This is a genomic window from Candidatus Symbiopectobacterium sp. NZEC135 (assembly GCF_025962695.1).
In genome coordinates this window covers 1-26,131 of the sequence record NZ_JAGFPF010000012.1, presented here as the reverse complement: position 1 = coordinate 26,131, position 26,131 = coordinate 1, and the positions used below count along the sequence as shown (strand labels likewise).

General features: G+C 54.3%; 25 protein-coding genes. 19 read left to right on the top strand and 6 right to left on the bottom strand.

Annotation, left to right across the window (positions count from 1 at the left end; translation table 11 throughout):
* Positions 1–3: 3 nt before the first annotated feature.
* Both J5224_RS09085 and glpG read right to left on the bottom strand, forming a co-directional pair.
* Positions 4–762: a DeoR/GlpR family transcriptional regulator gene (locus tag J5224_RS09085; RefSeq protein WP_264625064.1), complete on the bottom strand. Its 759-nt coding sequence runs from the start codon at positions 760–762 to the stop codon at positions 4–6.
* Between the two features lie 94 nt (positions 763–856).
* Positions 857–1,684, bottom strand: a complete 828-nt coding sequence (gene glpG / locus J5224_RS09080; protein ID WP_264625063.1) for a rhomboid family intramembrane serine protease GlpG — start codon at positions 1,682–1,684, stop codon at positions 857–859.
* Between the two features lie 254 nt (positions 1,685–1,938).
* Between glpG and rbsK the strand changes: the two genes are divergently transcribed.
* From rbsK to J5224_RS09065, 3 genes are all read left to right on the top strand, one after another.
* Positions 1,939–3,150, top strand: a complete 1,212-nt coding sequence (gene rbsK / locus J5224_RS09075) for a ribokinase (protein WP_264625062.1) — start codon at positions 1,939–1,941, stop codon at positions 3,148–3,150.
* A gap of 47 nt (positions 3,151–3,197) precedes the next feature.
* Complete coding sequence (locus tag J5224_RS09070) at positions 3,198–4,121, top strand: dihydrodipicolinate synthase family protein (RefSeq protein ID WP_264625061.1); 924 nt, start codon at positions 3,198–3,200, stop codon at positions 4,119–4,121.
* A gap of 208 nt (positions 4,122–4,329) precedes the next feature.
* Positions 4,330–5,628, top strand: coding sequence for an MFS transporter (locus J5224_RS09065; protein ID WP_264625060.1), 1,299 nt, complete (start codon positions 4,330–4,332; stop codon positions 5,626–5,628).
* Between the two features lie 43 nt (positions 5,629–5,671).
* On the opposite strand, the gene glpE is transcribed toward J5224_RS09065, so the two are convergent.
* Positions 5,672–6,004 carry a thiosulfate sulfurtransferase GlpE gene (glpE, locus tag J5224_RS09060; protein ID WP_264625059.1) on the bottom strand — a complete coding sequence of 111 codons (333 nt, stop codon included), beginning with the start codon at positions 6,002–6,004 and terminating at the stop codon, positions 5,672–5,674.
* 223 nt (positions 6,005–6,227) lie between these two features.
* Here glpE and agp point away from each other — a divergent pair, with 223 nt between their 5' ends.
* Positions 6,228–7,481 carry a bifunctional glucose-1-phosphatase/inositol phosphatase gene (gene agp, locus J5224_RS09055; RefSeq protein ID WP_264625058.1) on the top strand — a complete coding sequence of 418 codons (1,254 nt, stop codon included), beginning with the start codon at positions 6,228–6,230 and terminating at the stop codon, positions 7,479–7,481.
* A 356-nt stretch (positions 7,482–7,837) separates the two neighbouring features.
* Here agp and ulaR read toward each other — a convergent pair whose 3' ends face one another.
* Together ulaR and ulaG are read right to left on the bottom strand one after the other, a co-directional pair.
* Positions 7,838–8,593: an HTH-type transcriptional regulator UlaR gene (ulaR, locus tag J5224_RS09050; RefSeq protein WP_264625057.1), complete on the bottom strand. Its 756-nt coding sequence runs from the start codon at positions 8,591–8,593 to the stop codon at positions 7,838–7,840.
* 152 nt (positions 8,594–8,745) lie between these two features.
* Positions 8,746–9,810, bottom strand: coding sequence for an L-ascorbate 6-phosphate lactonase (ulaG, locus tag J5224_RS09045; RefSeq protein WP_264625056.1), 1,065 nt, complete (start codon positions 9,808–9,810; stop codon positions 8,746–8,748).
* 406 nt (positions 9,811–10,216) lie between these two features.
* On the opposite strand from ulaG, the gene ulaA reads away from it, so the two are divergent.
* The 15 genes from ulaA to J5224_RS08965 all read left to right on the top strand — a co-directional run bounded on the left by ulaA (position 10,217) and on the right by J5224_RS08965 (position 24,276).
* Positions 10,217–11,614 (top strand): PTS ascorbate transporter subunit IIC, encoded by a 1,398-nt coding sequence (gene ulaA / locus J5224_RS09040; RefSeq protein WP_264625055.1) that lies wholly within the window; start codon positions 10,217–10,219, stop codon positions 11,612–11,614.
* Between the two features lie 16 nt (positions 11,615–11,630).
* A complete protein-coding gene (gene ulaB, locus J5224_RS09035) occupies positions 11,631–11,939 on the top strand; it encodes a PTS ascorbate transporter subunit IIB (protein WP_222158820.1) in 309 nt (102 codons plus the stop codon).
* Positions 11,940–11,948: 9 nt separating this feature from the next.
* Complete coding sequence (gene ulaC, locus J5224_RS09030; RefSeq protein WP_264625054.1) at positions 11,949–12,419, top strand: PTS ascorbate transporter subunit IIA; 471 nt, start codon at positions 11,949–11,951, stop codon at positions 12,417–12,419.
* Positions 12,420–12,429: 10 nt separating this feature from the next.
* Entirely contained in the window at positions 12,430–13,083 is a 654-nt protein-coding gene (locus J5224_RS09025; protein WP_264625053.1) for a 3-keto-L-gulonate-6-phosphate decarboxylase UlaD, read from the top strand.
* 10 nt (positions 13,084–13,093) lie between these two features.
* Positions 13,094–13,954, top strand: a complete 861-nt coding sequence (locus tag J5224_RS09020) for an L-ribulose-5-phosphate 3-epimerase (protein ID WP_264625052.1) — start codon at positions 13,094–13,096, stop codon at positions 13,952–13,954.
* On the top strand, positions 13,954–14,640 hold the full coding sequence (locus J5224_RS09015) for an L-ribulose-5-phosphate 4-epimerase (RefSeq protein ID WP_264625122.1): 687 nt from the start codon (positions 13,954–13,956) through the stop codon (positions 14,638–14,640). The genes J5224_RS09020 and J5224_RS09015 overlap by 1 nt, the downstream gene beginning before the upstream one ends.
* A 233-nt stretch (positions 14,641–14,873) precedes the next feature.
* Positions 14,874–16,373: a glycerol-3-phosphate dehydrogenase gene (glpD, locus tag J5224_RS09010; protein ID WP_264625051.1), complete on the top strand. Its 1,500-nt coding sequence runs from the start codon at positions 14,874–14,876 to the stop codon at positions 16,371–16,373.
* Between the two features lie 713 nt (positions 16,374–17,086).
* Entirely contained in the window at positions 17,087–17,716 is a 630-nt protein-coding gene (locus J5224_RS09005; protein ID WP_319802425.1) for a ferredoxin-like protein, read from the top strand.
* 60 nt (positions 17,717–17,776) lie between these two features.
* Positions 17,777–19,879 (top strand): aldehyde ferredoxin oxidoreductase, encoded by a 2,103-nt coding sequence (locus J5224_RS08995; protein ID WP_264625049.1) that lies wholly within the window; start codon positions 17,777–17,779, stop codon positions 19,877–19,879.
* 16 nt (positions 19,880–19,895) lie between these two features.
* Positions 19,896–20,618 (top strand): YdhW family putative oxidoreductase system protein, encoded by a 723-nt coding sequence (locus J5224_RS08990; protein ID WP_264625048.1) that lies wholly within the window; start codon positions 19,896–19,898, stop codon positions 20,616–20,618.
* 60 nt (positions 20,619–20,678) lie between these two features.
* Entirely contained in the window at positions 20,679–21,350 is a 672-nt protein-coding gene (locus tag J5224_RS08985; RefSeq protein ID WP_264625047.1) for a 4Fe-4S dicluster domain-containing protein, read from the top strand.
* The gene (gene phsC / locus J5224_RS08980) at positions 21,347–22,132 is read left to right on the top strand and encodes a thiosulfate reductase cytochrome B subunit (RefSeq protein WP_264625046.1); all 786 of its coding nucleotides are present in this window, start codon (positions 21,347–21,349) and stop codon (positions 22,130–22,132) included. The genes J5224_RS08985 and phsC overlap by 4 nt, the downstream gene beginning before the upstream one ends.
* 10 nt (positions 22,133–22,142) lie before the next feature.
* Positions 22,143–23,144, top strand: coding sequence for a protein YdhT (gene ydhT, locus J5224_RS08975; protein ID WP_264625045.1), 1,002 nt, complete (start codon positions 22,143–22,145; stop codon positions 23,142–23,144).
* Between the two features lie 146 nt (positions 23,145–23,290).
* Entirely contained in the window at positions 23,291–23,716 is a 426-nt protein-coding gene (locus J5224_RS08970) for a hypothetical protein (protein WP_264625044.1), read from the top strand.
* Positions 23,716–24,276 carry an RNA polymerase sigma factor gene (locus J5224_RS08965; protein WP_264625043.1) on the top strand — a complete coding sequence of 187 codons (561 nt, stop codon included), beginning with the start codon at positions 23,716–23,718 and terminating at the stop codon, positions 24,274–24,276. The genes J5224_RS08970 and J5224_RS08965 overlap by 1 nt, the downstream gene beginning before the upstream one ends.
* A 13-nt stretch (positions 24,277–24,289) precedes the next feature.
* Here J5224_RS08965 and J5224_RS08960 read toward each other — a convergent pair.
* Positions 24,290–26,131: YgiQ family radical SAM protein (locus J5224_RS08960; protein WP_264625042.1), on the bottom strand; the 1,842-nt coding region annotated here is incomplete at its 5' end.

The following is a 26,131-nucleotide window of genomic DNA, read 5'->3' as shown; positions in this document are numbered from 1 at the left end:
GGCTCAGCACAACTCCAACTGCACCTTATGTTGTTCAATGATTTTCATTACGCTGGGTGGTGGTAGTTGATCGGTGAAAAAATAGTCGATCAGATCCATATTGCCCAGATTCACCATTGCATTGCGACCGAATTTGGAGTGATCGGTGACCAACATGACGCAGCGGGAATTTTCGATAATTGCCCGTTTGGTGCGCACTTCATGGTAATCAAACTCCAGTAAGGAGCCATCCATGTCAATGCCGCTGATGCCGAGGATGCCAAAATCCAGACGAAACTGAGAAATGAAATCCAGCGTCGCTTCGCCCATAATACCGCCGTCCCGGGTGCGCACTTCGCCGCCTGCCAGAATCAGCCTGCAATCCTCTTTTCCCATCAACAGCGTCGCCACGTTCAGGTTGTTGGTGACGACCCGCAGATCCTTATGCTGCAACAGCGCATAGGCAACCGCCTCTGGCGTTGTCCCGATATCTATAAATAGCGTAGCACCATCCGGGATTTGGCTGGCGACTTTACGTGCAATACGTGCTTTTTCATCTGACCACATCATCTTGCGATCGTGGTAAGCCGTATTCACCGAACTGGAAGGCAACGCCGCACCACCGTGGTGGCGATGGATCTTGTTTTGTTCCGCCAGATCGTTAAGATCCCGGCGAATCGTTTGCGGGCTGACCGCAAAATGTTCTACCAACTCTTCGGTACTGACATATCCCTGCCGACGCACCAGTTCAATGATGGCGTCGTGCCGCTGTGTTTGCCTCACGTTGTTCCCCTAAAACAGATTTCCACTCAACCCTCTGGTTGAGACTTCTCTGTGCTGCTGGCAACGCTTACCCCGTAATGTTACCGGGTTGCGATCATGCTTTTTTCTGCTGCGTATCCCAAAAAGCCAGCACCAACCCAATAACCAGACCCACGACGTGCGCGGCATTAGCAATGCGTAGACCTAAAATATCGAAATATCCGGCGATCAACCACAACAATGCAAAGGCCATCAATCCGCGCTGCATGAACAGCGGGCCCGACGGCACGCGTTCACCGTATAGCCAGACGTAGCCCATCAAGGCGTACACCACACCAGACAGACCACCGAAATAGATGCCACTGAAGAAAGATTGTACCCAACCGCTGGCGACCGCAGAGAGCAGCGCCAAGGTCAGTAGCTTGCGCGTCCCCAAAATTTTCTCTACCGGTCCGCCGAGATACCACCACCACATCAGGTTAAACAAAATATGCAGCAAGGAGAAATGCAGGAAGGCATGGCTAAACCAGCGCCATAGCTGGCCTTGTTGTCCTGCATCCGGATAAGAGAGCCACATCATGGCACGATCGTTACCAAATATCGTCATCCACAAATAAACGACAATACAGGTAATCATCACGCCCAGCGTCAGTGGTCCGGCACGCTGCTGTAACGTCTGTAGATAAGAAAAACGCGCATAGCGCAAGGGCGAAGAGGTTGATCCCGCTTGCCAACTGGCCGCTTGATAACGCGGATGCATCGGATCCTGAATGAACACCTCAAGCGCCTGCTGTACTTCAGTCAACCGCGCCTCATCGTCCAGCCAAAGTTCCACTTCCTGCCCAGAGAAGCGTAACTCCAGTTGAATATTCTGCGTTTGCATATAGTCGACAAACGCCTGTGCCAAGCGTGGCTGAGATAAGGCTGTTAGGCGAATTGCCATCGTAATTTATCCGTTAGCAAATTGATTTGTCATAAAAATATCACATCGTTTTATTAAGAGGGTTGAAATATTGTTCTGATAAACCGTCGGTTTACCCTGATGCACGCGCCACCAACACCGCTGGCGCTGGCAATTCGTTATATATCTCCCCCACCCAACTTCCGTTTGCTTCCGTTTTGCCCATTATCCTATGACAATAGTCACTTTTTAACCATAGCCGCTCCTTTAGGCTCATATCCAGCAGCGAGGTGACCATGTTCCTGGAAGAAAGACGTAATCAAATTCTGGCCTATTTAACCAAACACGAACGCGCCAGTGTTGATTATCTGGCCACCGCATTTGCCGTGAGCAAAGAGACAATCCGCAGCGACCTGAACGAGTTGGCGCGTTTAAATCTGGTTCAGCGCTGCTACGGCGGTGCAACTATTGTGCGGCGCAGTTTGCAGTCTGAGTTGATTGCCCCACGCAGTGAAAATTTTGAAGTGCTGCTCAAGCGACTGGAAAAGCAGACCCGGCATCAAACCAGCAAACAGAAAGGAAACAAGATGAACGGCAAGGTGTGTATTTTAGGATCGTTCAATGTCGATATCGTCGCCAAAGTGGCGCGTTTTCCCAAAGGTGGCGAATCGATCATGGCGCAGGGCAGCGCCCTCGGCCCCGGCGGCAAAGGTGCCAATCAGGCGATGGCCGCCAGTCGGGCAGGTTCACAGGTCTATTTTGTCACCAAGGTAGGCACCGATCAGTTCAGCCAGTTTGCCTACGACCATTTGTCGTCATCGGATATTCACGCGTTCAAGCTGTATCAATCTGATACCGAGCCCACCGGCAACGCCATCATTTATGTCTCGCAGCAAAATGGCGAGAACATGATCGCTATTTATCCCGGGGCCAACCAGACCATCACCGATGATGAAGTCGCGGCTATCGCCCCGGAATTAACCACGTCAGACGTGCTGTTGGTGCAGTTGGAGAATAACTTTTCCGCCACCCTGAACGTTATCAAGCTGGCGCACGCGCTGGGCAAAAAAGTGATTCTCAATCCGGCGCCGTACTCCAGTGAGATTCTGCCCTATCTGGATTATCTGGATGTGATCACGCCCAACGAAACGGAAGCGTCACTGCTATCGGGTATCGACATTCATGACTTTGACAGCACCAAAGAAGCCGCGTTGAAAATCGCACGTATGGGTGCCAAGCGCGTCATCATTACCATGGGATCGCGCGGTGCGCTGCTGTATGACGGCCACCAGTTCCAACACATTCCGGCCTTTCCGGCGCTCGGCGTGGATACCACCGGCGCAGGAGATGCCTTTAACGGTGCCTTTGCCGCCGCACTGGCTAACGGACAAAGCATGGTGCAGGCCGCGACCTACGCCTCCGCCTTTGCTTCCCTGGCGGTCGAGCGGGAAGGTGCTTCAAACATGCCAGAACATCAACAGGTTATCGCGCGTTTATCACAACGTTAATGCCTGCGGGCTCGCGCCCGCACAGTCTGTATTCGGAGAAATAAAAAATGAAAAAAATCGATGGTATCGTCCCTGTCATGCTTACACCGTTCACCGAACAGAACGACGTAGACTATCCCGGCCTGGCCAACCTGATTGACTGGTATCTGGAAAACAAAGTCGATGCGCTGTTTGCCGTGTGCCAATCCAGTGAAATGCAATTCCTGACGCTGGAAGAACGCGTAGCCGTCGCCCGTTTCGTTGTCGACCATGTGAAAGGCCGCGTGCCGGTGATCGCTTCCGGCCACATCAGTGACGACCTCAATGCGCAAATCGAAGAGCTGTCTGCCATGGCACAAACCGGTATCGATGCGCTGGTGCTGGTGACTAACCACCTCGATCCGCAGAAAACCGGCAGCGACACCTTCTTCAGTACGCTGAACAGCCTGCTGGATGCGCTGCCGGAATCGCTGCCGCTGGGCCTGTATGAGTGCCCAGCGCCGTATCGCCGCCTGCTGAGTGACGAAGAGCTGACTTACTGTGCTAACACCGGCCGTTTCGTGGTATTGAAAGACGTAAGCTGCGATCTGGATACCGTAACCCGTCGCGTCAAGCTGGTGCAGGACACCCCGCTGAATATCATCAACGCCAATGCTGCCATTGCCTTCCCGGCGATGAAAGCGGGATCGCGCGGCTTTAGCGGCGTATTCACTAACTTCCACCCGGAACTGTACGTGTGGCTCTATCACCACCATCAGGAAAACCCGGCGCTGGCAGACGAACTGGCCGATTTCCTGTCACTGGCTGCCGTCACTGAAACGCTGGGTTATCCGAAAAACGCCAAGATTTACCATCAACGTCGCGGCACCTTTGACAGCATTCACTGCCGGGTCAACAAGGATGACGTGCTGGAGAAATTCTGGGGATTGACCGTGATCCTCGACCAGATCCGCCACGGCACCGCGCATTACCAGAAAAAAATTGCGCAATAAAAAATAACAATAAATGGCGGGAGCACCTCGTGACTCCCGCTACGAAAAATAAAAAACCAGGGGATTTTCAGCATGATCGTGTGTGACCAACGTGATTGGGCGCAAGAACAGCGCGCCCTGCATCCTACACCAACGTCCTTACAGCCAGACTCACGGCGAATCGTTTATTCGCAGATTCCTCTCAGCCTGCTCACGGAAAATAAATAAAATGAAAGAGACAATATCGTTATCTCAACCTGCTGCTGTTGCACCACCAATGCAAAAAATATCCCGTTTGCGTTGGAGTATTATTCTGGTGTTGCTGATCGCCGCCGTGGTGAACTACCTCGACCGCGCCAACCTCAGCATCGCTAACACCACAATTTCCAAAGAATTCGGCTTTAGTTCCACCCAGATGGGCCTGCTGCTTTCGGCCTTTCTGTGGCCCTATGCGCTAGCCAACTTGCCTGCGGGCTGGCTGGTCGATAAATTCGGGCCAAAAAAAATGTTTTCCTGGGCGCTCGGCCTGTGGTCAGGGTTCACCATTCTCGCAGGTTTCGTTAACGGCTATTCGATGTTCTATGGCCTGCGCATGATGCTGGGCATCTCTGAATCACCGTTTTTTACCTCCGGTATCAAGATCACCCACCGCTGGTTCCCGAGCAATGAACGCGGGCTTCCCACCGCCATCATCAATACTGGCTCACAGATCGCCAACGCCGTTGCGCCGCCGATCCTGACCATCCTGCTGCTGACCATGGGCTGGCGCGGCATGTTTATCGCCATCGGTTTGGCCGGTATCCCGATTCTGCTGATGTGGCTGAAACTGTACCGTAACCCGACGCCCGCAGAAGAAGTACAGATCCACGGCGAAGCGGCAGTTGCTGAGACGCAACAAGCAAATCAGCCCAAAGCGAGCTGGGGCTCTCTGTTCAAACACAAAACCACCTGGTTCATGATCCTGGGGAACTTCTCCATCATGTTCACCATTTGGGTATACCTGACCTGGCTGCCGAGCTATCTGGAGAGATCGTTGGGCTTCAGCCTGATGAAAACCGGCTGGGTGGCTTCCATCCCGTTCTTTGCCGGGATCTTGGGCGTGCTGGTGGGCGGCGTGATTTCTGACCGTCTGATTCGTCGCGGTACTAACACCATTACCGCGCGTAAAATCCCGATCGTGTGTGGTGCAGCACTGGCCGCCTGCTTCGTGGCACCGATTCCCTTCGTGCACGACACGACGTTATGTATCGCGCTGCTGTCGCTGGGTTATTTCTGTTCTCAGATGCCGTCAGGGGTTATCTGGACACTGGCGACGGATATCGCACCGAAATCTCAGGTGGCTTCGCTGGGTGCCATCCAGAACTTCGGCGGCTTCCTCGGCGCGGCCAGCGCCCCGATCGTCACGGGTATTATTCTTGATACAACGGGCACCTTCACCAATGTCTTCCTGTTTGGTGCCTTCCTGCTCATGCTGGGGGCTATCAGCTACGGCTTCTTTGTGAAAAAGCCGATTCAGGCGGTGGAATAACCTTGCCCTATCCCGACGCGTCATGGCGTCGGGATATTCCACTTCACGCGTTGTCCGACGCCGACGCCACATCCTGCGGAAAATCGCGCTGCCAGGCTTCATAGCCGCCATCCACGCTGTATACCGCCTCAAACCCCAGGCTCAACAGATACTGTGCCGCATTGCGGCTGCTAATGCCGTGATAACACATCACCATCACCGGCTGATCGAGTTCTGCTTCACGCACGAAATCAGACAGCGTTTCATTTGTCAGATGCAGCGCCTGCGGCACATGTCCGGTGGCGTAACTTTGCGCATCGCGAATATCCACCACCACGCCGTGTTTCTGCCAACGCTCATGGGCTTGCTCAATGCTGATACACTCAAATTGTTCCATACGAATACCACCTCGGGACCAAGAAAAAAGGCATTACGGCACAGCGCACGCTACTATGAGAGAGATGCTACTGTTTCAGTAAGGTAAGTCAATCGTCACATTTCTGTAATAAAACATTTTTCGTTATGCGAAAAAAGGGTCATGATGAGAAAGATCGCGTATGACACGCCTCCGTTACGCATGTCATACGAGAATGTGTTATTCATTCACCAGGAGCATCACCATGTCTTTACAACGCAAGGCCCTGTTTTGTCTCCCGCTGTTACTGCCCGCAGCGCTCACTTTCCCCGCCGCTGCACAGGATGGCTACACGCTTGAACAGGTCGTGGTGTTTAGTCGTCACGGCCTGCGCGCCCCGTTAGCCAGCCCGAGCAGCGCACTCGGCAAGGTCACACCGGATGCCTGGCCACAGTGGGATACCCCCAGCAGTTACCTGACCACGCGCGGTGGTGTGCTGGAAGCCTATTTTGGTCACTATTTTAGCGAATGGCTGGTAGATAACCGCCTGCTGGCTGCCGATACCTGCCCGACGGATAAAGACGTCTCGTTCTACGCCAATAGTCTGCAACGCACCATTTCCACCGCACAATATTTCGCCGTGGGTGCATTCCCAGGTTGTCTGGTACCGGTGGTGCACAAAGAAAAATTGGGCACGATGGACGCTACCTTTAACCCAATCATCCGCAATGACAGCGCCACGTTTAAACAACAGGCCATCGACTCCATTAATCAAAAAGCCGGTGAAGGTGGGGTAAAAGGGCTGAATGAGCGGCTGAAACCGGTATACCAACAGATGGCGGAGATCATTCGCTACAAGGATTCCGCCAACTGCAAGCAAGATAAGCAGTGCGACCTGATGGCACAGGAAACGGACGTGAAGATTGAGGCTGGCAAAGAGCCAGGTGTGGTTGGCCCGCTGAGAACCGGCACCTCGATTGCTGATGCCTTTATCCTGCAATACTACGAAGGCACACCAATTAATAAGATCGGCTGGGGGCGCATCAAAGATGAGAAGCAACTGGCTGATTTAGTGTCGATCAAAGAGTACTACAACAGCGTAGTGTTTAGCGCACCGGTGGTTGCCAAGGCCGTCTCTGCCAACTTGGTCAAAGCGCTGGCCGGTTCATTTGGCGAGCAGCAGCCTAAATTCACCTTCCTGGTCGGTCACGATTCAAACGTTGCATCGCTGTTCTCCGCGCTGGGTGTGAAACCGTACCATCTGCCGCACCAACTGGAAACCACACCGATCGGCGGCAAGGTGGTGTTCCAACGCTGGCGCGATAACGCCAGTAACAAGGCGCTGTTGAAAGTGGAATACGTGTATCAATCGACTGAACAGCTCGCTACGCTGGCACCGCTTAACCGCGCCAACCCGCCACAGCGTGTGACGCTGGCACTGAGTGAGTGTCCGACTAACGACAAGGGATTCTGCCCATTTGAGAACTTCGAGAAAATTACTAACGCACTAACTCAGTAGGATATTTAAAGGCCACGCAACAGCCGATGCAGAAGATGTGGTTTGGTCTTTTGAGCGCGTAAAAAATCACGCTGAGACGGGCGTGGCCGCCGGGTGAGCCGCATGGATGCGGCGAAAGTTCCCGCCGCGTCTGGAACGCGTCGGGAGCGGCCCGAGTAGCGGACACGAACGCCGAAGGCACCGCGTAGCGGCGTGATTTCTCGCGAAAAGCCTGGAGCCACGAGGCGGCGGCAATTGAGCGCCTCGTGTCGGGCGCGCAACAGCGGTTGCAGAAACTGGCGTTGGTAAGCGCGCACGAAACACTCACGCTACTGACAGAAATACAGGGATAATTCAGTGTCCCAATATAAGATTTATTATACGAGTATCACCTCAACACCCTGCGCTCGCAGTTGTTCCACAATAGCGGCGTCAGCCTGCTTCCCAGTGATCACCACGTCAATCTGATCGGCACGGCTAAACAGCATGCCTGCGCGTTGTCCCACTTTGCTGCTGTCCACGACCACCGCCAGTTTGCCGACGTAGCTCAGCATCTTTTGCTCCGCCATCGCCGTCAGCATATCGGTTTTGTACAGCCCTTCCGTCGTCAGCCCTTTGCCGCTGGTGAACATCCAGTGACCGGCATACAAGCTCGCATCCCCTTCCTGAGGTGCCAGGGTGATCGATTGGCTCTTGTTGTACTGCCCGCCCATGATCACCACGCTTTCGTGCTCTTGCTCAATCAGGAAATTCGCCAATGGCAGATAGTTGGTGATCACCTGAATATCGCGCCCAACAATCTCACGCCCCAGCAAAAACGCCGTTGAACCGCAATTAATCACCACGCTTTCACCGGGGTTGCACAGCGCAGCGGCCGCCTGCGCGATGCGCATCTTCTCATCCAGATTCTGCGCCTGATAGATATTGAGCGGTGTCCAGGCCGGGCGCGGCAGGTTAACGGCTTCAGCGCCATTGCGCACTTTGCGCAGTTTGCCCAATTCATTGAGTTTGTTGATGTCGCGTCGCGCAGTGGCGGGAGAAACGTCAAAATTCACGATCAAATCGGAGACAGTGAGTTGCCCCTGGCGGTGCAGGAAATCAATGATGGCATGATGGCGCTGAGATTCAGTCATAAGTCGTCCGGTAACAAGAAGCGGCGCGTCATGGCGTCGACGTGAAAAGTTTACATCATAATTTATCATAAATGCGCAGCAATCATCATAGCGCGACGTGTTTTCCACGTCGCGCACTACATTGCGAACTACATCGCGAACTACATTGCGAACTACAGGAAAGATTTGAACGGTAAATCAGGTTCCATCGTGAAGCAGTCGTCAAAGCCGCGCGGATAGTGGTATTCCATATTATCTTTGTCCAACGGCCAGGTAAATTTGCCACCGACTTGCCAGATAAAGGGTTTGAAACCGTATTGCAGGCGGTCTTTTTTCATTTCCCATAGCACGCGGATCTCCTGCGGATCGGCTTGAAAATTCGACCAGATATCATGGTGGAAGGGAATCACCACTTTGGCATTCAACGCCTCGGCCATGCGCAGCATATCTGCGCTGGTCATCTTGTCGGTAATGCCGCGCGGGTTTTCTCCGTATGAGCCCAACGCCACGTCGATGTCATACTCATTGCCATGTTTCGCGTAGTAGTTGGAGTAGTGGGAATCGCCGCTGTGATACAGGTTTCCACCGGGGGTTTTGAACAGGTAGTTCACTGCCCGCAGATCCATGCCATCCGGTAACACGCCCGCCGCTTTTTGTTCCACCGGCAGGGTGATCAACGCGGTGCGATCGAACGCATCTAACGCATGGATTTCAATATCTTTAATACGGACAACCGAGCCCGGTTTCACCACAATGCAACGCTCACGCGGCACGCCCCAGCCGACCCAAAGATCCACGCAGCTCTGCGGACCAATAAAGGGAACCTCCGGGCTGCAATTTTTCAGCACGGCGGCGGCGACATTGACGTCAATATGGTCGTTATGGTCGTGCGTCGCCAAAATGGCATCCACCTGGCGGATAGCGAACGGATCCAGCACAAACGGCGTGGTGCGCAAGTTAGGTTGCAATTTTTTCACCCCCGCCATGCGCTGCATCTGGTGCCCGTTTTTCATCAAAGGGTTACCGTGACTCTGCTTGCCGGTGCCACACCAGAAATCGACACAAATATTGGCCCCACCCTCTGATTTCAACCAAATCCCGGTACAACCCAGCCACCACATGGCGAAGGTGCCAGCAGCAACCTGCTCTTGTTCTATTTCTTCATTCAACCAGGTTCCCCATTCCGGGAAGGTGCTCAGGATCCAGGATTCGCGGGTAATGGTTTCTATCTTGCTCATGGCGTGACCTCATCATTAATCGGCAATTAAATAAATCATAAGTAATCATAAAAAGATTAAACACGACAACTTAATGCCAATCTAGCACCGTTAAATCGCACTGACAATCACTTGAAGTGAGAAAAAAATCATGAAAATTCACATCAAGATCAAATAACGCAAAAGAATAAAAACACAACATACTGAATAACATGAAAAAAATAAAACTTGATGATTGAATGATCTTTAGTGCCATGAGAATTGCGAGTTTAATCACAAACAATCAACAAAAATCTCAATACGATTACTCGTGATTACTGAAGTCCCTACGCCCGGCTATGTCAGCCACAACGTTGCTCCCGTAAGCAGTCGTGATGGCAGGCAATAGCAGTAAAACGGTAACAATAAAAATCGATTGGAGTGTTCCATGGAAACTCTCTACAACATCTTCACCATTTTCTTTAATCAGGTCATGACCAACGCCCCCTTGCTGCTGGGTATTGTGACCTTTCTCGGCTACTTGCTGTTGCGCAAAAGCGCCACGGTGATCATCAAAGGCACCATCAAGACGATCATCGGCTTTATGCTGTTGCAGGCAGGCTCCGGCATCCTGACGGGCACGTTCAAACCCGTGGTCGCCAAGATGTCTGAGGTGTACCAGATCAACGGTGCCATCTCTGACACCTACGCCTCGATGATGGCCACCATCGAACGCATGGGCGATGCCTACAGCTGGGTCGGCTATGCGGTGCTGCTGGCGCTGGCACTGAACATTGTCTACGTCCTGCTGCGCCGCATCACCGGCATTCGCACCATTATGCTTACCGGCCACATCATGTTTCAGCAGGCGGGTTTGCTGGCGGTGTTCTTCTATATTCTCGGTTACCCGATGTGGACCACCATCCTGTGCAGCGCCGTGCTGGTGTCGCTCTATTGGGGGATCACCTCCAACATGATGTACAAACCAACGCAGGAAGTGACCGACGGCTGTGGTTTCTCCATCGGCCACCAACAGCAGTTCGCGTCCTGGCTAGCCTACAAGCTCGCCCCCTATCTGGGTAAAAAAGAAGAGAGCGTCGAAGATCTGAAGCTGCCCGGCTGGCTGAATATCTTCCATGACAACATCGTCTCTACCGCCATCGTGATGACCGTGTTCTTTGGCGCAATCCTGTTGTCATTCGGTATCGATACGGTGCAGAAGATGGCAGGAAAAACCCACTGGACCGTCTATATCCTGCAAACCGGTTTCCAATTCGCCGTCGCCATTTTCATCATCGTGCAGGGCGTGCGCATGTTCGTTGCCGAGCTGTCCGAAGCCTTTAACGGTATCTCTCAACGTCTGATCCCCGGTGCTGTGCTGGCGATCGACTGCGCCGCCATCTACAGCTTCGCCCCCAATGCCGTGGTATGGGGCTTTATGTGGGGCACCATCGGCCAGTTGATCGCCGTTGGCATTCTGATTGGGGTGGGTTCGCCCATCATGATCATCCCCGGCTTTATCCCGATGTTCTTCTCCAACGCCACCATCGGCGTGTTTGCCAACCACTTTGGCGGCTGGCGCGCGGCGCTGAAAATCTGTCTGGTGATGGGGATGATTGAGATTTTTGGTTGCGTATGGGCGGTAAAACTCACCGGACTGTCGGCCTGGATGGGCATGGCAGACTGGTCAATTCTGGCACCGCCGCTGATGCAGGGCATGACGCTGGGCCTGTGGTTTATGGGCGTGGTTCTCCTCATCGCGGTGGCCTACATGTACTTTGCCAGCCGCACCCTGCGCGCTGAAGAAGATGCGGAAAAACAACTCGCGCAAACCACCGCGCAATGACGCTGGAGAAATCACCATGACAGTTCGGATTCTGGCCGTATGCGGCTGTGGGCAAGGCAGTTCCATGATCATGAAGATGAAGGTGGATCAGTTCCTGACCCAACAAGGGGTGGCACACACCGTCAACAGCTGTGCCGTCGGAGAATATAAAGCAGAGCTGAGCGGCGCGGACATCATCATAGCCTCAACCCACGTGGCGGATGAGATTACCGTGAGCGGCAACAAGTATGTCGTCGGCGTGCGCAATATGCTCTCTGCCGCTGAGTTCGGTCCCAAGCTGATGGAGGTGATCAATGCCCACTTCCCTCAGGATGCTAAAGCGTAAGGAGCTGCCATGAAGCTGCGCGATTCGCTGCTGGAAAACCGTTCAATCCGCCTGCAAGCGGAGGCCGTCACCTGGCAGGACGCGGTCAAAATTGGCGTCGATCTGCTCGTGGCCGCCGACGTGGTTGAGCCACGCTACTACCAGGCGATTCTCGATGGCGTAGCGCGTTTTGGCCCCTATTTTGTTATCGCTCCTGGGCTTGCCATGCCCCATGGCCGTCCAGAAGAAGGGGTGAAGAAAACCGGCTTCGCGCTGGTGACGCTAAAAACGCCGCTGCCGTTCAACCATGAAGATAACGATCCGGTGGATCTGCTGATCACGCTGGCCGCCGAGGATGCTACCGCGCACCAAGAGGTGGGCATTATGCAGATCGTTAATCTGTTTGAAGATGAGGCGAATTTTGATCGCCTGCGCGCCTGCCGCACTGAGCAGGATGTTTTGGATCTGATCGATCGCGCCACGCTGGCTGCGACGGAATAAGGAGTCCCCGATGCCACAGTTACCGATGTTACAAGTTGCGCTGGATAACCAGACGCTGTCCGATGCCTACAACACCACCCGCCTGATCGCCGAAGAGGTGGACATTATCGAAGTCGGCACCATTTTATGTGTGGGCGAAGGGGTGCGAGCGGTGCGCGATCTGAAAGCGCTCTATCCGCACAAGATCGTGCTGGCCGATGCAAAGATTGCCGACGCGGGGAAAATCCTGTCACGTATGTGTTTTGAAGCCAATGCCGACTGGGTCACGGTGATCTGCTGCGCGGACATCAACACCGCTGCAGGTGCCTTGGCGGTAGCGCGCGAATTCGACGGCGATGTACAAATCGAACTGACCGGCTTCTGGACCTGGGAGCAGGCAGAATCCTGGCGCGCAGCAGGGATTCAGCAAGTGGTGTATCACCGCAGCCGGGATGCGCAGGCCGCTGGCGTCGCCTGGAGCGAAACCGACATCAGCGCCATCAAACGTCTGAGCGAAATGGGCTTTAAGGTCACCGTCACCGGCGGCCTGGCGCTGGACGATCTGCCGCTATTCCAGGGTATCCCTATTCACGTCTTTATTGCCGGGCGCAGTATCCGCGATGCGGCAAGCCCGGTCGATGCCGCCCGTGAGTTTAAACGCCGTATTGCCCAACTGTGGGGCTAAGGGAAGTAACATGCTGACAAAAGCGGTGCCGCTGGGCATCTACGAAAAAGCGTTGCCCCCCGGCGAAGCGTGGCTGGCACGCTTACAGCTGGCGCGCGAGCTGGGCTTTGATTTCGTCGAAATGTCGGTGGACGAAACCGATGAACGCTTGGCACGGCTGGATTGGGATCGGGAACAGCGTCTGGCGTTGGTCAATGCCATCGCCACCACCGGCATTCGGGTACCGTCCATGTGCCTGAGCGCGCACCGCCGCTTCCCGCTGGGCTCACAGGATGATGCCATCCGCAACCAAGGGCTCACCATCATGCATAAAGCGATCGCGCTAGCGCAAGATGTGGGGATCCGCGTGATTCAGTTGGCCGGTTACGATGTCTATTATCAGGAGGCCAACGAGATCACCCGTGAGCGTTTTCGCGATGGCCTGCAACAAGCGGTAGAAATGGCAAGCCGCGCACAGGTCACACTGGCGATGGAGATCATGGATTACCCCCTGATGAACTCCATCAGCAAAGCGCTGGGTTACGCCAATTATCTGAACAACCCGTGGTTCCAGCTCTATCCCGATATCGGTAACCTCTCGGCCTGGGATAATGATGTGCAAATGGAATTGCGCGCAGGCCAAGGCCACATTGTCGCGGTGCACGTGAAGGATACCCGCCCTGGCGTCTTCAAAAACGTGCCCTTCGGCACGGGCGTCGTGGATTTCGAACGCTGCTTTACCACCTTGAAAGAGAGCGGCTACCACGGCCCTTATCTGATTGAGATGTGGAGCGAAAATGCCCCCGATCCCATCAAAGAGGTGCTCGCCGCGCGCGACTGGGTGAAACAGCGCATGGAACGCGCCGGTTTGCACGTGGAGGAAGCCGCATGATAGCGCAACTGAAGCAACGGGTATTTGAAGCCAACATGGCCCTGCCTCAGCACGGTCTGGTGACATACACCTGGGGGAATGTGAGTGCTATCGACCGCGAGCGTGGTCTGGTGGTCATCAAACCCAGCGGCGTTGCCTATGAGGTGATGCAGGCTGACGATATGGTGGTGGTGGATTTACAGGGCAATCCGGTTGAAGGGCGTTATCGCCCGTCCTCCGATACCCCTACGCATCTGGAGCTGTATCGCCGCTATCCGCAAATAGGGGGGATTGTGCACACTCACTCCACCCACGCCACCGCTTGGGCACAGGCGGGGTTGGACATTCCTGCGCTCGGCACCACGCACGCCGACTATTTTTTTGGCGACATTCCCTGCACCCGTCCGCTGACGGCGCAGGAAGTGGAGCAGGAGTACGAAAAAAATACCGGTGTGGTCATTGCCCAGACGCTGGGAGATCGCAATCCGTTGCACACACCCGGCATGATTGCCTACCAGCATGGGCCATTCTGCTGGGGCAAAGATGCGGAAGAAGCGGTGCACAATGCGGTGGTGCTGGAAGAGGTGGCGCGCATGGCCTGGCTCGCCTGCACGCTGAACCCCCATTTACGCCCACTCGACAGCGCGTTGCAGCACAAGCATTTTAATCGCAAACACGGCCCGAACGCCTACTACGGGCAAAAATAACACCTCGACGGTCATTTCTCACCAACGCGAGAAATGACCGTATTCTCCGCCAATTACGCACCCTTTCTCGCACCAATCCCCTATACTTTATGTGACAACCTTCAACAATATGTTATCTGCATCACGCCTAAATGTTTTTATTTGGTTAATCCTTGGCTGTGGTGTTTGTTTTCGATTATGATAATGCTCGAAAACGAACATTTTGACCTTTTTTTGGACACGGAGGAGAACGCGTGGAAACCAAAGACCTTATCGTAATCGGTGGGGGCATCAACGGCGCAGGCATTGCAGCCGATGCCGCGGGCCGTGGCTTGTCGGTGCTGCTGTTAGAAGCACAGGATCTTGCCAGCGCCACCTCCTCTGCCAGTTCAAAATTGATCCACGGTGGCCTACGCTACCTGGAACATTACGAGTTTCGTTTGGTGAGCGAAGCGCTCTCCGAGCGTGAAAAATTGCTGAAGATGGCACCGCACATCATCTTCCCAATGCGCTTCCGTTTGCCCCATCAGCCGCACCTGCGCCCGGCTTGGATGATCCGTATCGGGCTGTTTATGTATGACAATCTGGGCAAACGCGTCAGCCTGCCTGCCAGCCACGGCCTGAAATTCGGCAAAGATTCGGTGCTTAAACCCGAATTAACGCGCGGTTTCGAATATTCCGACTGCTGGGTAGACGATGCGCGTCTGGTGGTGTTGAACGCACAGGAAGTGGTGAAACGCGGTGGCGAAGTGCGCACGCGCACCAAAGTGACGCGGGCGCGTCGCGAAGGCGATCTGTGGATCATCGATGCCGTCGACAGCGTGACCGGGGAAACCCACACCTGGCAGGCAAAAGGGCTGGTCAACGCCACGGGCCCTTGGGTGAAAGCGTTCTTCGATCACGGGCTGGAGCTGAAATCCCCTTATGGTATTCGCCTGATCAAAGGCAGCCACATTGTTGTGCCTCGTGTACACGATGAACCGCAGTCCTACATTCTGCAAAACAAAGATAACCGCATTGTGTTTGTGATTCCGTGGCAGGATGAGTTCTCGATCATCGGCACCACCGACGTGGAATACCACGGCGATCCGCATGACGTGAAGATCGACGACAAAGAAACGGCCTACTTGCTGGATGTCTACAACGATCACTTCAAAAAGACGCTGACACGAGACGATATTGTATGGACCTATTCCGGCGTGCGCCCGCTGTGCGATGACGAGTCGGATTCTCCACAGGCCATTACCCGTGATTACACGCTGTCAGTGGCGGATGAGCACGGTAAAGCGCCTTTGCTGTCGGTATTTGGCGGCAAGCTAACCACCTACCGCAAGCTGGCAGAGCATGCGATGGAGAAGCTGGCAAAATACTATCCTCACAGCGGTCAGGCCTGGACGCAAAACGCCGTGCTGCCCGGCGGCGATTTGGCCGGAACGCGTGATGAATACGCCGCTGCGCTGCGCCGTCGTTTCAATCTGCCGGAATCGCTGGCGCGTCGCTATGCCCGCACCTACGGTTCCCACAGCGAACTGATCCTGACGAATGCTACAGGCATTCATGACCTCGGCGAAAACTTCGGACACGATCTCTACGAAGCGGAATTGCGCTATCTGGTCGACAAAGAGTGGGTTGTCAGCGTGGAGGATGCCATCTGGCGTCGTACCAAGCTGGGCATGTGGCTGAATGATGAGCAGAAACAACGCGTCGCTGACTGGCTAGATGCCTATCGCCAATCCAAGGTTGCCGCACAGTAATTTTCCTGCCAGACCGCTCCTCCAACGACAGGTTACCGAAAGGTAACCTGTTCGTTTTTTACACGCATGAAGCGTTAACATTTCGCACAGTACGGCGCCTATAATCCATGCAAATAGTGTGGATAATCATTTTTCCCCTCTGCACGCTAATTCCCTTCTCACAGACACAAGTCAAAACAGAGTTATCTCAAGAAAATAAACCGGACCAGTAACAGTAAATAATAAATGAATGATAATAAACATTGCTCACAATGTTATTTATTTTGTTAAGAGAAGTTGAAATCGGGGAATATATTTATCAAAAGAAAGGAAATGATAAACAAGATATATATCTGACAGGATGTAAATAGGAATAATAATCAATACCCATAAAAAATAAATGGTTATTCATTTTTCTACGATATAGCTCACAGAATAAATATAATAAAATACCCATTCTTGTTAATGATTAACGGAGTAATAAATTGCATATCAAGTACCTTATTAATCGCACTGATAGCAAATCATGACCTCCGTCCTATTCAACATTGCATCGTAAGTCAGTTCGCAAAACAGACGCGGGTAATAAGCCGTTATGATGAAATATCGTTATTAACTATTTTATACAACGATTGATGTTTATTGTCACGTTATTTCTTGCCGCCTTGTTGCGTGTTTTGTACTGCGTTGATTTCCGTGCTCATGTATTCGGGTATGCGGAGGATGAAAATTAAATGCCTAATCAGGTTGAGCGTCCTTTATTGGATCTGGGACTAACAAGACTCGAATTCCTGCGGATTTCAGGCAAAGGCCTGGCAGGAATCACTATTGCACCAGCACTGCTTTCACTGTTGGGATGCCGACAGGAACAGATCGACAGCGGCGTTATCGGGCTGACGACCACCCCCAAAGGCGTGCTGGTGACAAACCGCGCCCGCTGCACCGGGTGCCATCGCTGCGAAACCGCCTGCACGTCGTTTAATGACGGTAGCGTTGGTTCCTATTTCTCACGCGTCAAAATCCATCGCCATTTCTACTACGGCGACGGTGGGCTTGGCTCCGGCGGCGGTCTGTACGGCGATCTCAATTTCACCACTGACACCTGTCGGCAGTGTAAAGATCCCGAATGCATGAAAGCCTGCCCTATCAAGGCCATCGCCTTCAATGAAGAGCATGGCAGCATCGCCGTGGACACCAAGCGCTGCATCGGTTGCGCCGCCTGTACCACCGCCTGCCCCTGGATGATGGCGACCGTTAACCCGCAGACCAAAAAATCAGGCAAATGCATTCTGTGCGGTGAATGCGCGACGGCGTGCCCGACCGGGGCATTATCCATTATCGAGTGGAAAGAGATTACCGTCTGATAACGGCGACGGGCGTTATCCCCTTATTCACGCGGCGTTTCATACGCAGGAAGAAAAATTATGATTAACGGTTGGACAGGTAATATATTACGTATCAACTTGAGCACCGGCACCATCAGCAAAGAGGATTCCAGCCAATATAAAAAGATGGTTGGTGGAATGGGCTTTGGCTATAAAATCATGTACGACGAGGTGCCAGCCGGAACAAAACCTTTCGATGAGGGTAATAAAGTCGTTTTTGCCGTCGGACCGCTGACCGGCTCCGGCGCACCGTGCAGTTCACGCGTCAATATTACCTCATTGTCGACCTTTACCCGGGGCCACCTGGTTGTTGATGCGCATATGGGGGGGTTCTTTGCTGCCTACATGAAATACGCGGGCTACGACGCCATTATTATTGAAGGCAAAGCGGAAAAACCGGTCTGGATTAATATTCAGAACGATGAAGTAAAAATTGAAAATGCCGCTTTTCTGTGGGGAAAAGGCACGCGAGCCACTACCGAAGAAATTTGTCGCGCCACCAGTGAAGAAACCTGCGTCGCGGCTATCGGCCCGGCGGGGGAAAATCTGGTGCCGCTCTCCGGCATTCTTAACAGTCGCAACCACAGCGGTGGCGCAGGCGTAGGTGCGGTACTCGGCTCCAAAAATCTCAAAGCCATCGCGGTGTGGGGTAGCCACGGCGTTAACGTCGCTAACCGCGAAGAACTCAAAGCGCTCAACGAATACATGATGACGCAGCTCATCGGGGCCAACAATAACCACGTTGTCCCGAGCACGCCGCAGGCATGGGCTGAATATTCTGACCCGAAATCACGCTGGACCGCGCGCAAAGGTCTGTACTGGCAAGCGGCGGAAGGCGGCCCGATTGAAACCGGCGAAATCCCACCGGGCAACCAGAACACCGTCGGTTTCCGCACCATGAAATCCACCTTCGATCTGGGGCCAGAAGCGGAAAAATACACGGTGAAAATGGGCGGATGTCACTCCTGCCCGATCCGCTGTATGTCGCAGCTTAACGTGCCACAGGCCAAGCAGTTTGGCGGACCGACCACCGGCGGCAACACCTGTGTGGCCAACTTTGTGCACACCACCATTTTCCCCAACGGCCCCAAAGATATCGCTGAAAAAGGCGATGGCAACGTGGTCGGGAACCTGGTCGGTCTGAGCATTTTCGACGACATGGGATTGTGGTGTAACTACGGTCAATTACACCGTGACTTCACCTACTGTCATACCCACGGCGTGTTCAAACGCGTATTGCCTGCCGAAGAGTATGCGTCCATTCCCTGGAAGCTGATGGAAGAAGGCGATCCTAACTTTATCAAGGATATCTACCACCGTCTGGCCCACCGGATTGGCGAATTCAGCCATTTGTCCGATGGATCCTATTTCATCGCGGAGCGCTGGAATCTGGGACCAGAATATTGGAATTACGCCAAAAACAAGCTGTGGTCGCCCATGGGCTTCCCGGTGCACCATGCCAACGAAGCCTCGGCGCAGGTGGGGACGATCGTCAACTGCATGTTCAACCGTGATGCCATGACGCACACCCACATCAACTACATTGGCAGCGGCCTGCCGCTCAAGCTGCAAAAAGAGATCGCCGCTGAGCTGTTCGGCTCTGCTGATGCGTTTGACGAAACCAAAAGCTACACCCCAATCAACCGCTACAAGATTGATTATGCCAAATGGACGCTGCTGAGAAGCTGCCTGCACGACGCAGTGACATTGTGTAACTGGGTGTGGCCGATGACGGTATCACCGCACAAAAGCCGGAACTACCGCGGCGATCTGGCGATGGAAGCGAAATTCTTTGCTGCCGTCACCGGTGAAGATACCACCGAAGCCAGCCTCGATCTGGCGGCAGAACGTATCTTCACGTTACACCGCGCCTACACCGTGAAGCTGATGAACACCATGGATATGCGCCGCGAGCACGATCAGATCTGTGACTGGGTGTTCGATAAGGACCCAAAACTGCCCGCGTTCAGCGAAGGCACAGACAAGATGGATCGCGACGACGTGCAGAAATCGTTGACGATGTTCTACAGCGCCATGGGCTGGGACCCTGAACTGGGCTGCCCGACGCGTGCCGTATTGGAGCGTCTTGATCTGAAAGAGATAGCAGACGATTTGGCAGCGCACAACCTGTTGCCGGCCTGAGTACAAGGCATCAATCATGAAAACTGTTGTGGATAACGAAACAACGCCTCCTGATGCATTGCCGGATGCGGCGCTTGCCGCCACAGAGGACGTTACAGACAGCGATGCACCGGATATGCGCCGACGCAGGTTGTTGCTGCCGTTAAGCGGCGCACTGCGCGATGCACCGACAGCGCAGGAAACCGCACCGACCGAGGAAGCGCCCAAGGCCCCCTACCTCGTGCTGGCGGATTACCTGCGTGGCTGCTCTGCCAACGGCACGGTGGTGGATCGGCGCGACCTGTTAGCGCCGCCCTATTCGTTAACCGATGAGGAGCTGGATGTCCTGTTGATGCAGATTCGGGCCGAAGAACAAAGCAGCGATATCGTTGAGATAGCGCAGCAGGACACCTGTTTCTACTACTCCGACCGTTACATGAGCCATAACTACGCGCGAATTTTGATCTTCACGCATGAGCAGGACGCCTGCGCGACGTTGGCGCAGACCGTCCGCTTTGAGTGCGAGACTTATCCGCGCCCGTTCAAGGCCCGCATGTTGGCGCTACACCCGTATGGATTTGATGACGACAAGATAGCCAGCACGTTGCGCTTTCTCGCCGACACGGAGGCTTATCAGGATATTCACCAGGTAGAAGCCTCCAACGGTGCCATCTATCTGTACAGCGACCGCTACATGAGTGTCGGCAAAGCCCAAGGGCTCTGTGAATGGATTGAGGTGGAACAATATGAGAACCCCTAGCCCGCGCGCCCGGTATGCGTGGATCACAATGAATAACGTACTTTCTGGGAGGCATGGAAGATGACATGCTCACGCCGTAAATTTGTCCTCGGCATGGGGTCGGTGATTTTTTTCAGCGCACCGGTTTTCTCGGCATTGGGTAAAGCGGAAAAAGGCGCCCCCGTGCGCTATGCCATGATCCATGATGAAGTGAAGTGCAACGGTTGTAATATCTGTACCGTTGCCTGTCATAAGGTCAATAAGGTACCTACCGGCGCGGCGCGCATGAGCATTGCGCACATTGCGATGACGCCGCCTGAATCCGGTAATACCTATCACTTTTTCCGTCACTCTTGCCAGCAGTGCGAAGATGCACCATGCATTACCGTCTGCCCGACGGGCGCATCCTACCGCGACGACAGCAACGGGATCGTGCGGGTGGATAAGCCCAAGTGCATTGGGTGCAGCTACTGCATCTCCGCGTGCCCGTATCAGGTGCGCTACCTGAACCCTGTTACCCATGTGGCGGATAAATGCGACTTCTGTCTGGAATCGCGCCTGATGAAAGGATTCCCGCCGATTTGTGTCAGTGCCTGTCCGCAAAATGCGCTGATCTTCGGACGGGAAGACAGCGAAGTGGTGCAGAACTGGCTGAAAACACACGACTACTATGAGTATCAGTTGCCAAATGTGGGCAAACCGCACCTCTATCGTCGGCCGGGTCCCCATGAAGTGAAGAAGGTGAACGTATGAATATCATGCCTAACGCTGAGCAATTTCAGTCCCAGCTGTATCAGTATGTTTATCTCTACACCCCCGACTATTGGCCTATCTGGCTGATCCTGGCTGGCGTGGCATTTGTCGGCATGCTGGGCGTGTTGGCGCTGCACGGTTTCCTGCGTTACCGCTTCGCCGCACCGCATGCCGCTGGACACGAGGAAAAAGTGTATCTCTACTCGCGTGCGGTTCGGTTGTGGCACTGGAGCAACGCGCTGCTGTTTATCCTGTTGCTGGCGAGCGGTTTTATCAACCACTTTGCGCTGCTCGGCGCGCACGATACCGCGCTGCTGGTGTCGCTACACAGCCTGTGCGGCTATCTGTTGCTGGCGTGCTGGTTGGCATTTGTGCTGATTAACGCGCTGGGCGGTAACGGACACCATTACGTTATCGAGCGACAGGGATGGGGCCAACGGGCTTTTCTACAAGTGCGCTTTTACCTCTACGGCATTATCAAAGGTGAAGACCATCCGTTCCCGGCCACGCCGCGCGCCAAGTTCAATCCGCTACAGCAGGTGGCTTATCTGGGGGTGATGTACAGTCTGGTGCCGCTACTGCTGCTCTCAGGCGTATTGCTGCATAACCCGCTGTGGCTGCCCGCCGGATGGGTTTTGGTGAAAGCCTGGCTGCTGCCAGTGCATTTTATGCTGGCTGTACTCAGCGTGTTCTTTATCTGTGGGCACCTCTATCTGTGCACCACCGGGCGCACGCCGACCCAGACTTTCCGCAGTATGGTCGATGGTTACCACAGGCACTAACGGAGCACCCATGATGCCGACCCACAGAGAACCGCACATAACACGTGAACAGCTGCGCGCGCTGCACGTTAGCCGCGACCTGTATCGCTGGTTCCTGCGACGTTTTCCAACGGGCGGCAGCTATCAGGCGATTCACGAGGCGCTGATTGGCGAGAGCCACAGCGCCTGGCTGGAAAGTCTGGTGGATTATGCCTACGCGCACCACTTTGGCGCACTGCCGTTTCTCGAACAGGAGATAGGCAGCGCCAGAGCGATGGCGGCGCGACTCACGCACAGTCAGGCAGAGCAGTTGCACATCACCCCGCGTGGCTACGCCAATGGACGCTTTACGCCGGTGCTGTCGTACACCCTGCACTTTGCCAGTGGCGATCACGCGTTGAATATCGGCTGCTCCGGCTTTCAGAGCACTCTGGCCGCCACCGGTAACGGCAACTTTATCGGCCAATCCGGTGATAACGGCAGTATTACCAGCGCAGGCTACGGCTGCCAGTTGGTGAGCAGCGGTTTTGCCGCCAAAATGAGCAATACGGGGCAGAACTGCCGCCTCAGCGCATTGGGCGATCGTGCGCGCATTGCCAACTGCGGCAACGCCACAAAAATCAGCAGTGCAGGTCGTGGCACCCACATCACCAGCAGCGGCAGACGCAATTACCTCGCCAGCCAAGGCGCCTCAACGCGCGTGGCGAACGCTGGCGATGGCAGTCATATCCACACCCAGGGAGCGGGTAGTCGTATTCTCAACAGCGGCGATAACGTCACGCTACAGGCCAGCGGTGCCGACAGCGTGTTTTGTTCCAGTGGCAGCGTGCAACAGTTCACGCTGGGCGTCGGTGGCTGTGCGGCACTCAGCTACCATGACGGCAAACGCCTGCGATTTGTCACGGTGTACGAAGGAGAAAACGGCATCGTCGCGGGGGTTGCCTATCGTTTGACAGAGCACGGCAAGATAGAGCCACTGGCGGATAACACAGAAAATCGCCGCCTCACACCCGCCGACTGCGTCAACGGCTAATGCCCTCTCAGTAGCGGTATCACGCCGCTATTTCAACGCACCGCCTCTGACACCATCCCTTTTTTTCAAAATATTTTCGCCCCCATGCAAATATTTCTTCGCCTGATTCGTCTACCTCTCTATCAGAACAACACGGAGTAGATGATATGTGCGATCGTAAATTTAAAATGTTGGGTATTGGATTATTGGCGGTTGTGGCGATCGCCACACTGGTAATGCTGCTGTGGAATGCGTTACTACCCGCCATTTTTGGCGTTCAGAGTATTGGGTTTTTCCAAGCGCTTGGCCTGCTGATCCTATGTAAAATACTCTTCGGCAGCATAGGTTGCCAAGGCTTCTTTGGTCGCCGCAGGCGCGAAATGCGTGAACGTTGGTTAGCCATGAGTCAGGAAGAGCGTGATGCCTTTTTCCACCAACATGGATTTGGTCAGCACGGGGAACGCTGTGATCATCGTTTCCGTCACGACCCTTTCTCGCGCCGCGGTGGTAGACATCAGGCGTGTCATGACAGCCAGGATGACGCACCAGAGCCAAGCGACAAACCCACCAACCAAAGCGGAAAAACGGAGTAATGGCTGACGCCATGCAAAGGCAAAACGTTCTGCTCACCGCACTGGAAGCCTGCCAACGACAACTGCGTGCGTTTATCTCTCGACGCACGCGCAACATGGCTGAGGCAGAGGATATCTTTCAGGAGATCAGCTATCGGCTGCTCAAAGCTGACAGCTACCTCAATCCAATAGAGCATGTTTCTGCCTGGCTATTTCGCGCTGCGCGCAACGAGTTGGTCGATCGCTCACGCAAGCAGCACGACATACCGCTCACGGAAATGGCAACGGATAGCTGGCCGGAAGGCGATGAACTGACTGATATTCTGTTCAGCCCTCCCGACAGCACGGAGGATGCCTATCTGTACCAACTGGTGTGGGAAGAACTCTCGGCAGCGCTGGAAGAAATGCCAGCGCTGCAACGAGAAGCCTTTGAGAAAACCGAGTTGCAGGGCTACAGCTTCAAACAACTGGCGCAGGAGACCGGCGTCCCTGTGGAAACGTTGCTGTCACGTAAACATCAGGCCGTGCAGTTTCTGCGCGTCCGGTTACAGTGGCTTTATCAGGCCGTGACACAAACGTGAGGCGAGCGCTCACTCATCGCTTGCCCGTCTGCCCCTGCTTATGGTTTGATTTTCCGACGCTTTTCTTCACCGCTGGCCGCCGACCTTCTCCCGTAAAGCGGGTAAGCGCAGGCTGTGCGGTTTTATCCTGCGCCGTGTCTCTCTTGTGATAGGGTTTGGTATTGCGGCGTTCATCCACCGTTGCCACCGGCACCAGACATTCGCGGCGATTACCGATCAGATGCTTCAGGCCCATCGTGGTTAACGCCTCACGGATCAGCGCCCAGTTAGCCGGATCGTGATAGCGCAGCAGCGCCTTATGCAAACGGCGCTGGCGATCGCCACGCGGCACCACCACCTCTTCACTGTGATAATCCACCTTGCTGAGCGGATTCTTTCCGCTGTAATACATGGTGGTAGAACTGGCGAGCGGCGAAGGATAGAAATTTTGCACCTGATCCAGCCGGAAGCGGTTCTTTTTCAGCCACAGCGCCAGATTGACCATATCCTCATCGCGCGTACCGGGATGAGCAGCAATAAAGTACGGGATCAGATACTGCTCTTTCCCTGCTTGGCGAGAATAGGTGTCAAACAGCTCTTTGAAACGGTGGTAGCTGCCCATGCCAGGTTTCATCATCTTCGATAATGGCCCCTGCTCGGTGTGTTCTGGCGCAATCTTCAAGTAACCACCCACGTGGTGCTCGGCCAATTCCTTGATATAACGCGGATCCTCCACCGCCAAATCGTAGCGTACCCCAGAAGCGATCAGCACCTTCTTGATGCCCTTCAAGGCGCGGGCACGGCGATAGAGTTGGATGGTCGGCTCATGGTTAGTATCCATGTGCGCACAAATTTCTGGGTAGACGCAAGATGCACGGCGACAGGTTTGCTCTGCTTTGGGTGACTGGCAGCGCAGCATGTACATGTTGGCCGTGGGTCCGCCAAGATCTGAGATAATGCCGGTGAATCCTGGTACTTCATCACGAATCGCTTCAATTTCTTGCACAATCGACTCTTGCGAACGGCTTTGGATGATGCGTCCTTCGTGTTCGGTGATCGAGCAGAACGCACATCCGCCAAAACAGCCGCGCATGATATTGATAGAAAAACGAATCATGTCGTAGGCCGGGATGCGCGATGTGCCATAAGAAGGGTGCGGCACCCGTTGGTACGGCAAGGCATAGACCGCGTCCATCTCATCCGTTTGCAACGGAATAGCAGGTGGATTAATCCACACATAGCGATCGCCATGTTTTTGCATCAACGCGCGCGCACTGCCCGGGTTGGTTTCGTGGTGCAAAATTCGTGAGGCGTGCGCGTACATCACCTTGTCGTTATTCACCTTCTCGAAAGAGGGTAACAACACGTAGGTTTTTTCCCACGGCTTCGGCTTGTGCGCCTGGACGGTAATGGGCTTGCCGCTGGTGGAACCTTTTACCGTGTGCGCGACGCAGGGCAAATCTTCACCGTAGGGATTAAGAATAGGTTCGATGCGACCGGGGCTATCCAGACGTGTGGAATCCACCCCCGTCCAACCGGGCAGCGCCGTTTTACGCAGCACGGCGGTATTGCGCACATCCACAATCGAACTAATGGGTTCTCCCGCCGCAAGGCGGTGTGCAACTTCCACCAGCGGACGCTCGCCGTTGCCGTAGATCAGCAGATCGGCTTTGGCATCCACCAGCACCGAACGACGCACCTTGTCAGACCAATAGTCGTAATGAGCAATACGGCGCAGGCTGGCCTCAATGCCGCCCAACACCACGGGTACATCGCTAAAGGCTTCCTTGCAACGCTGGGTATAAACCAGCGTGGCGCGGTCTGGACGCTTACCGGCGATATTATCTGGCGTATACGCATCATCATGGCGCGCTTT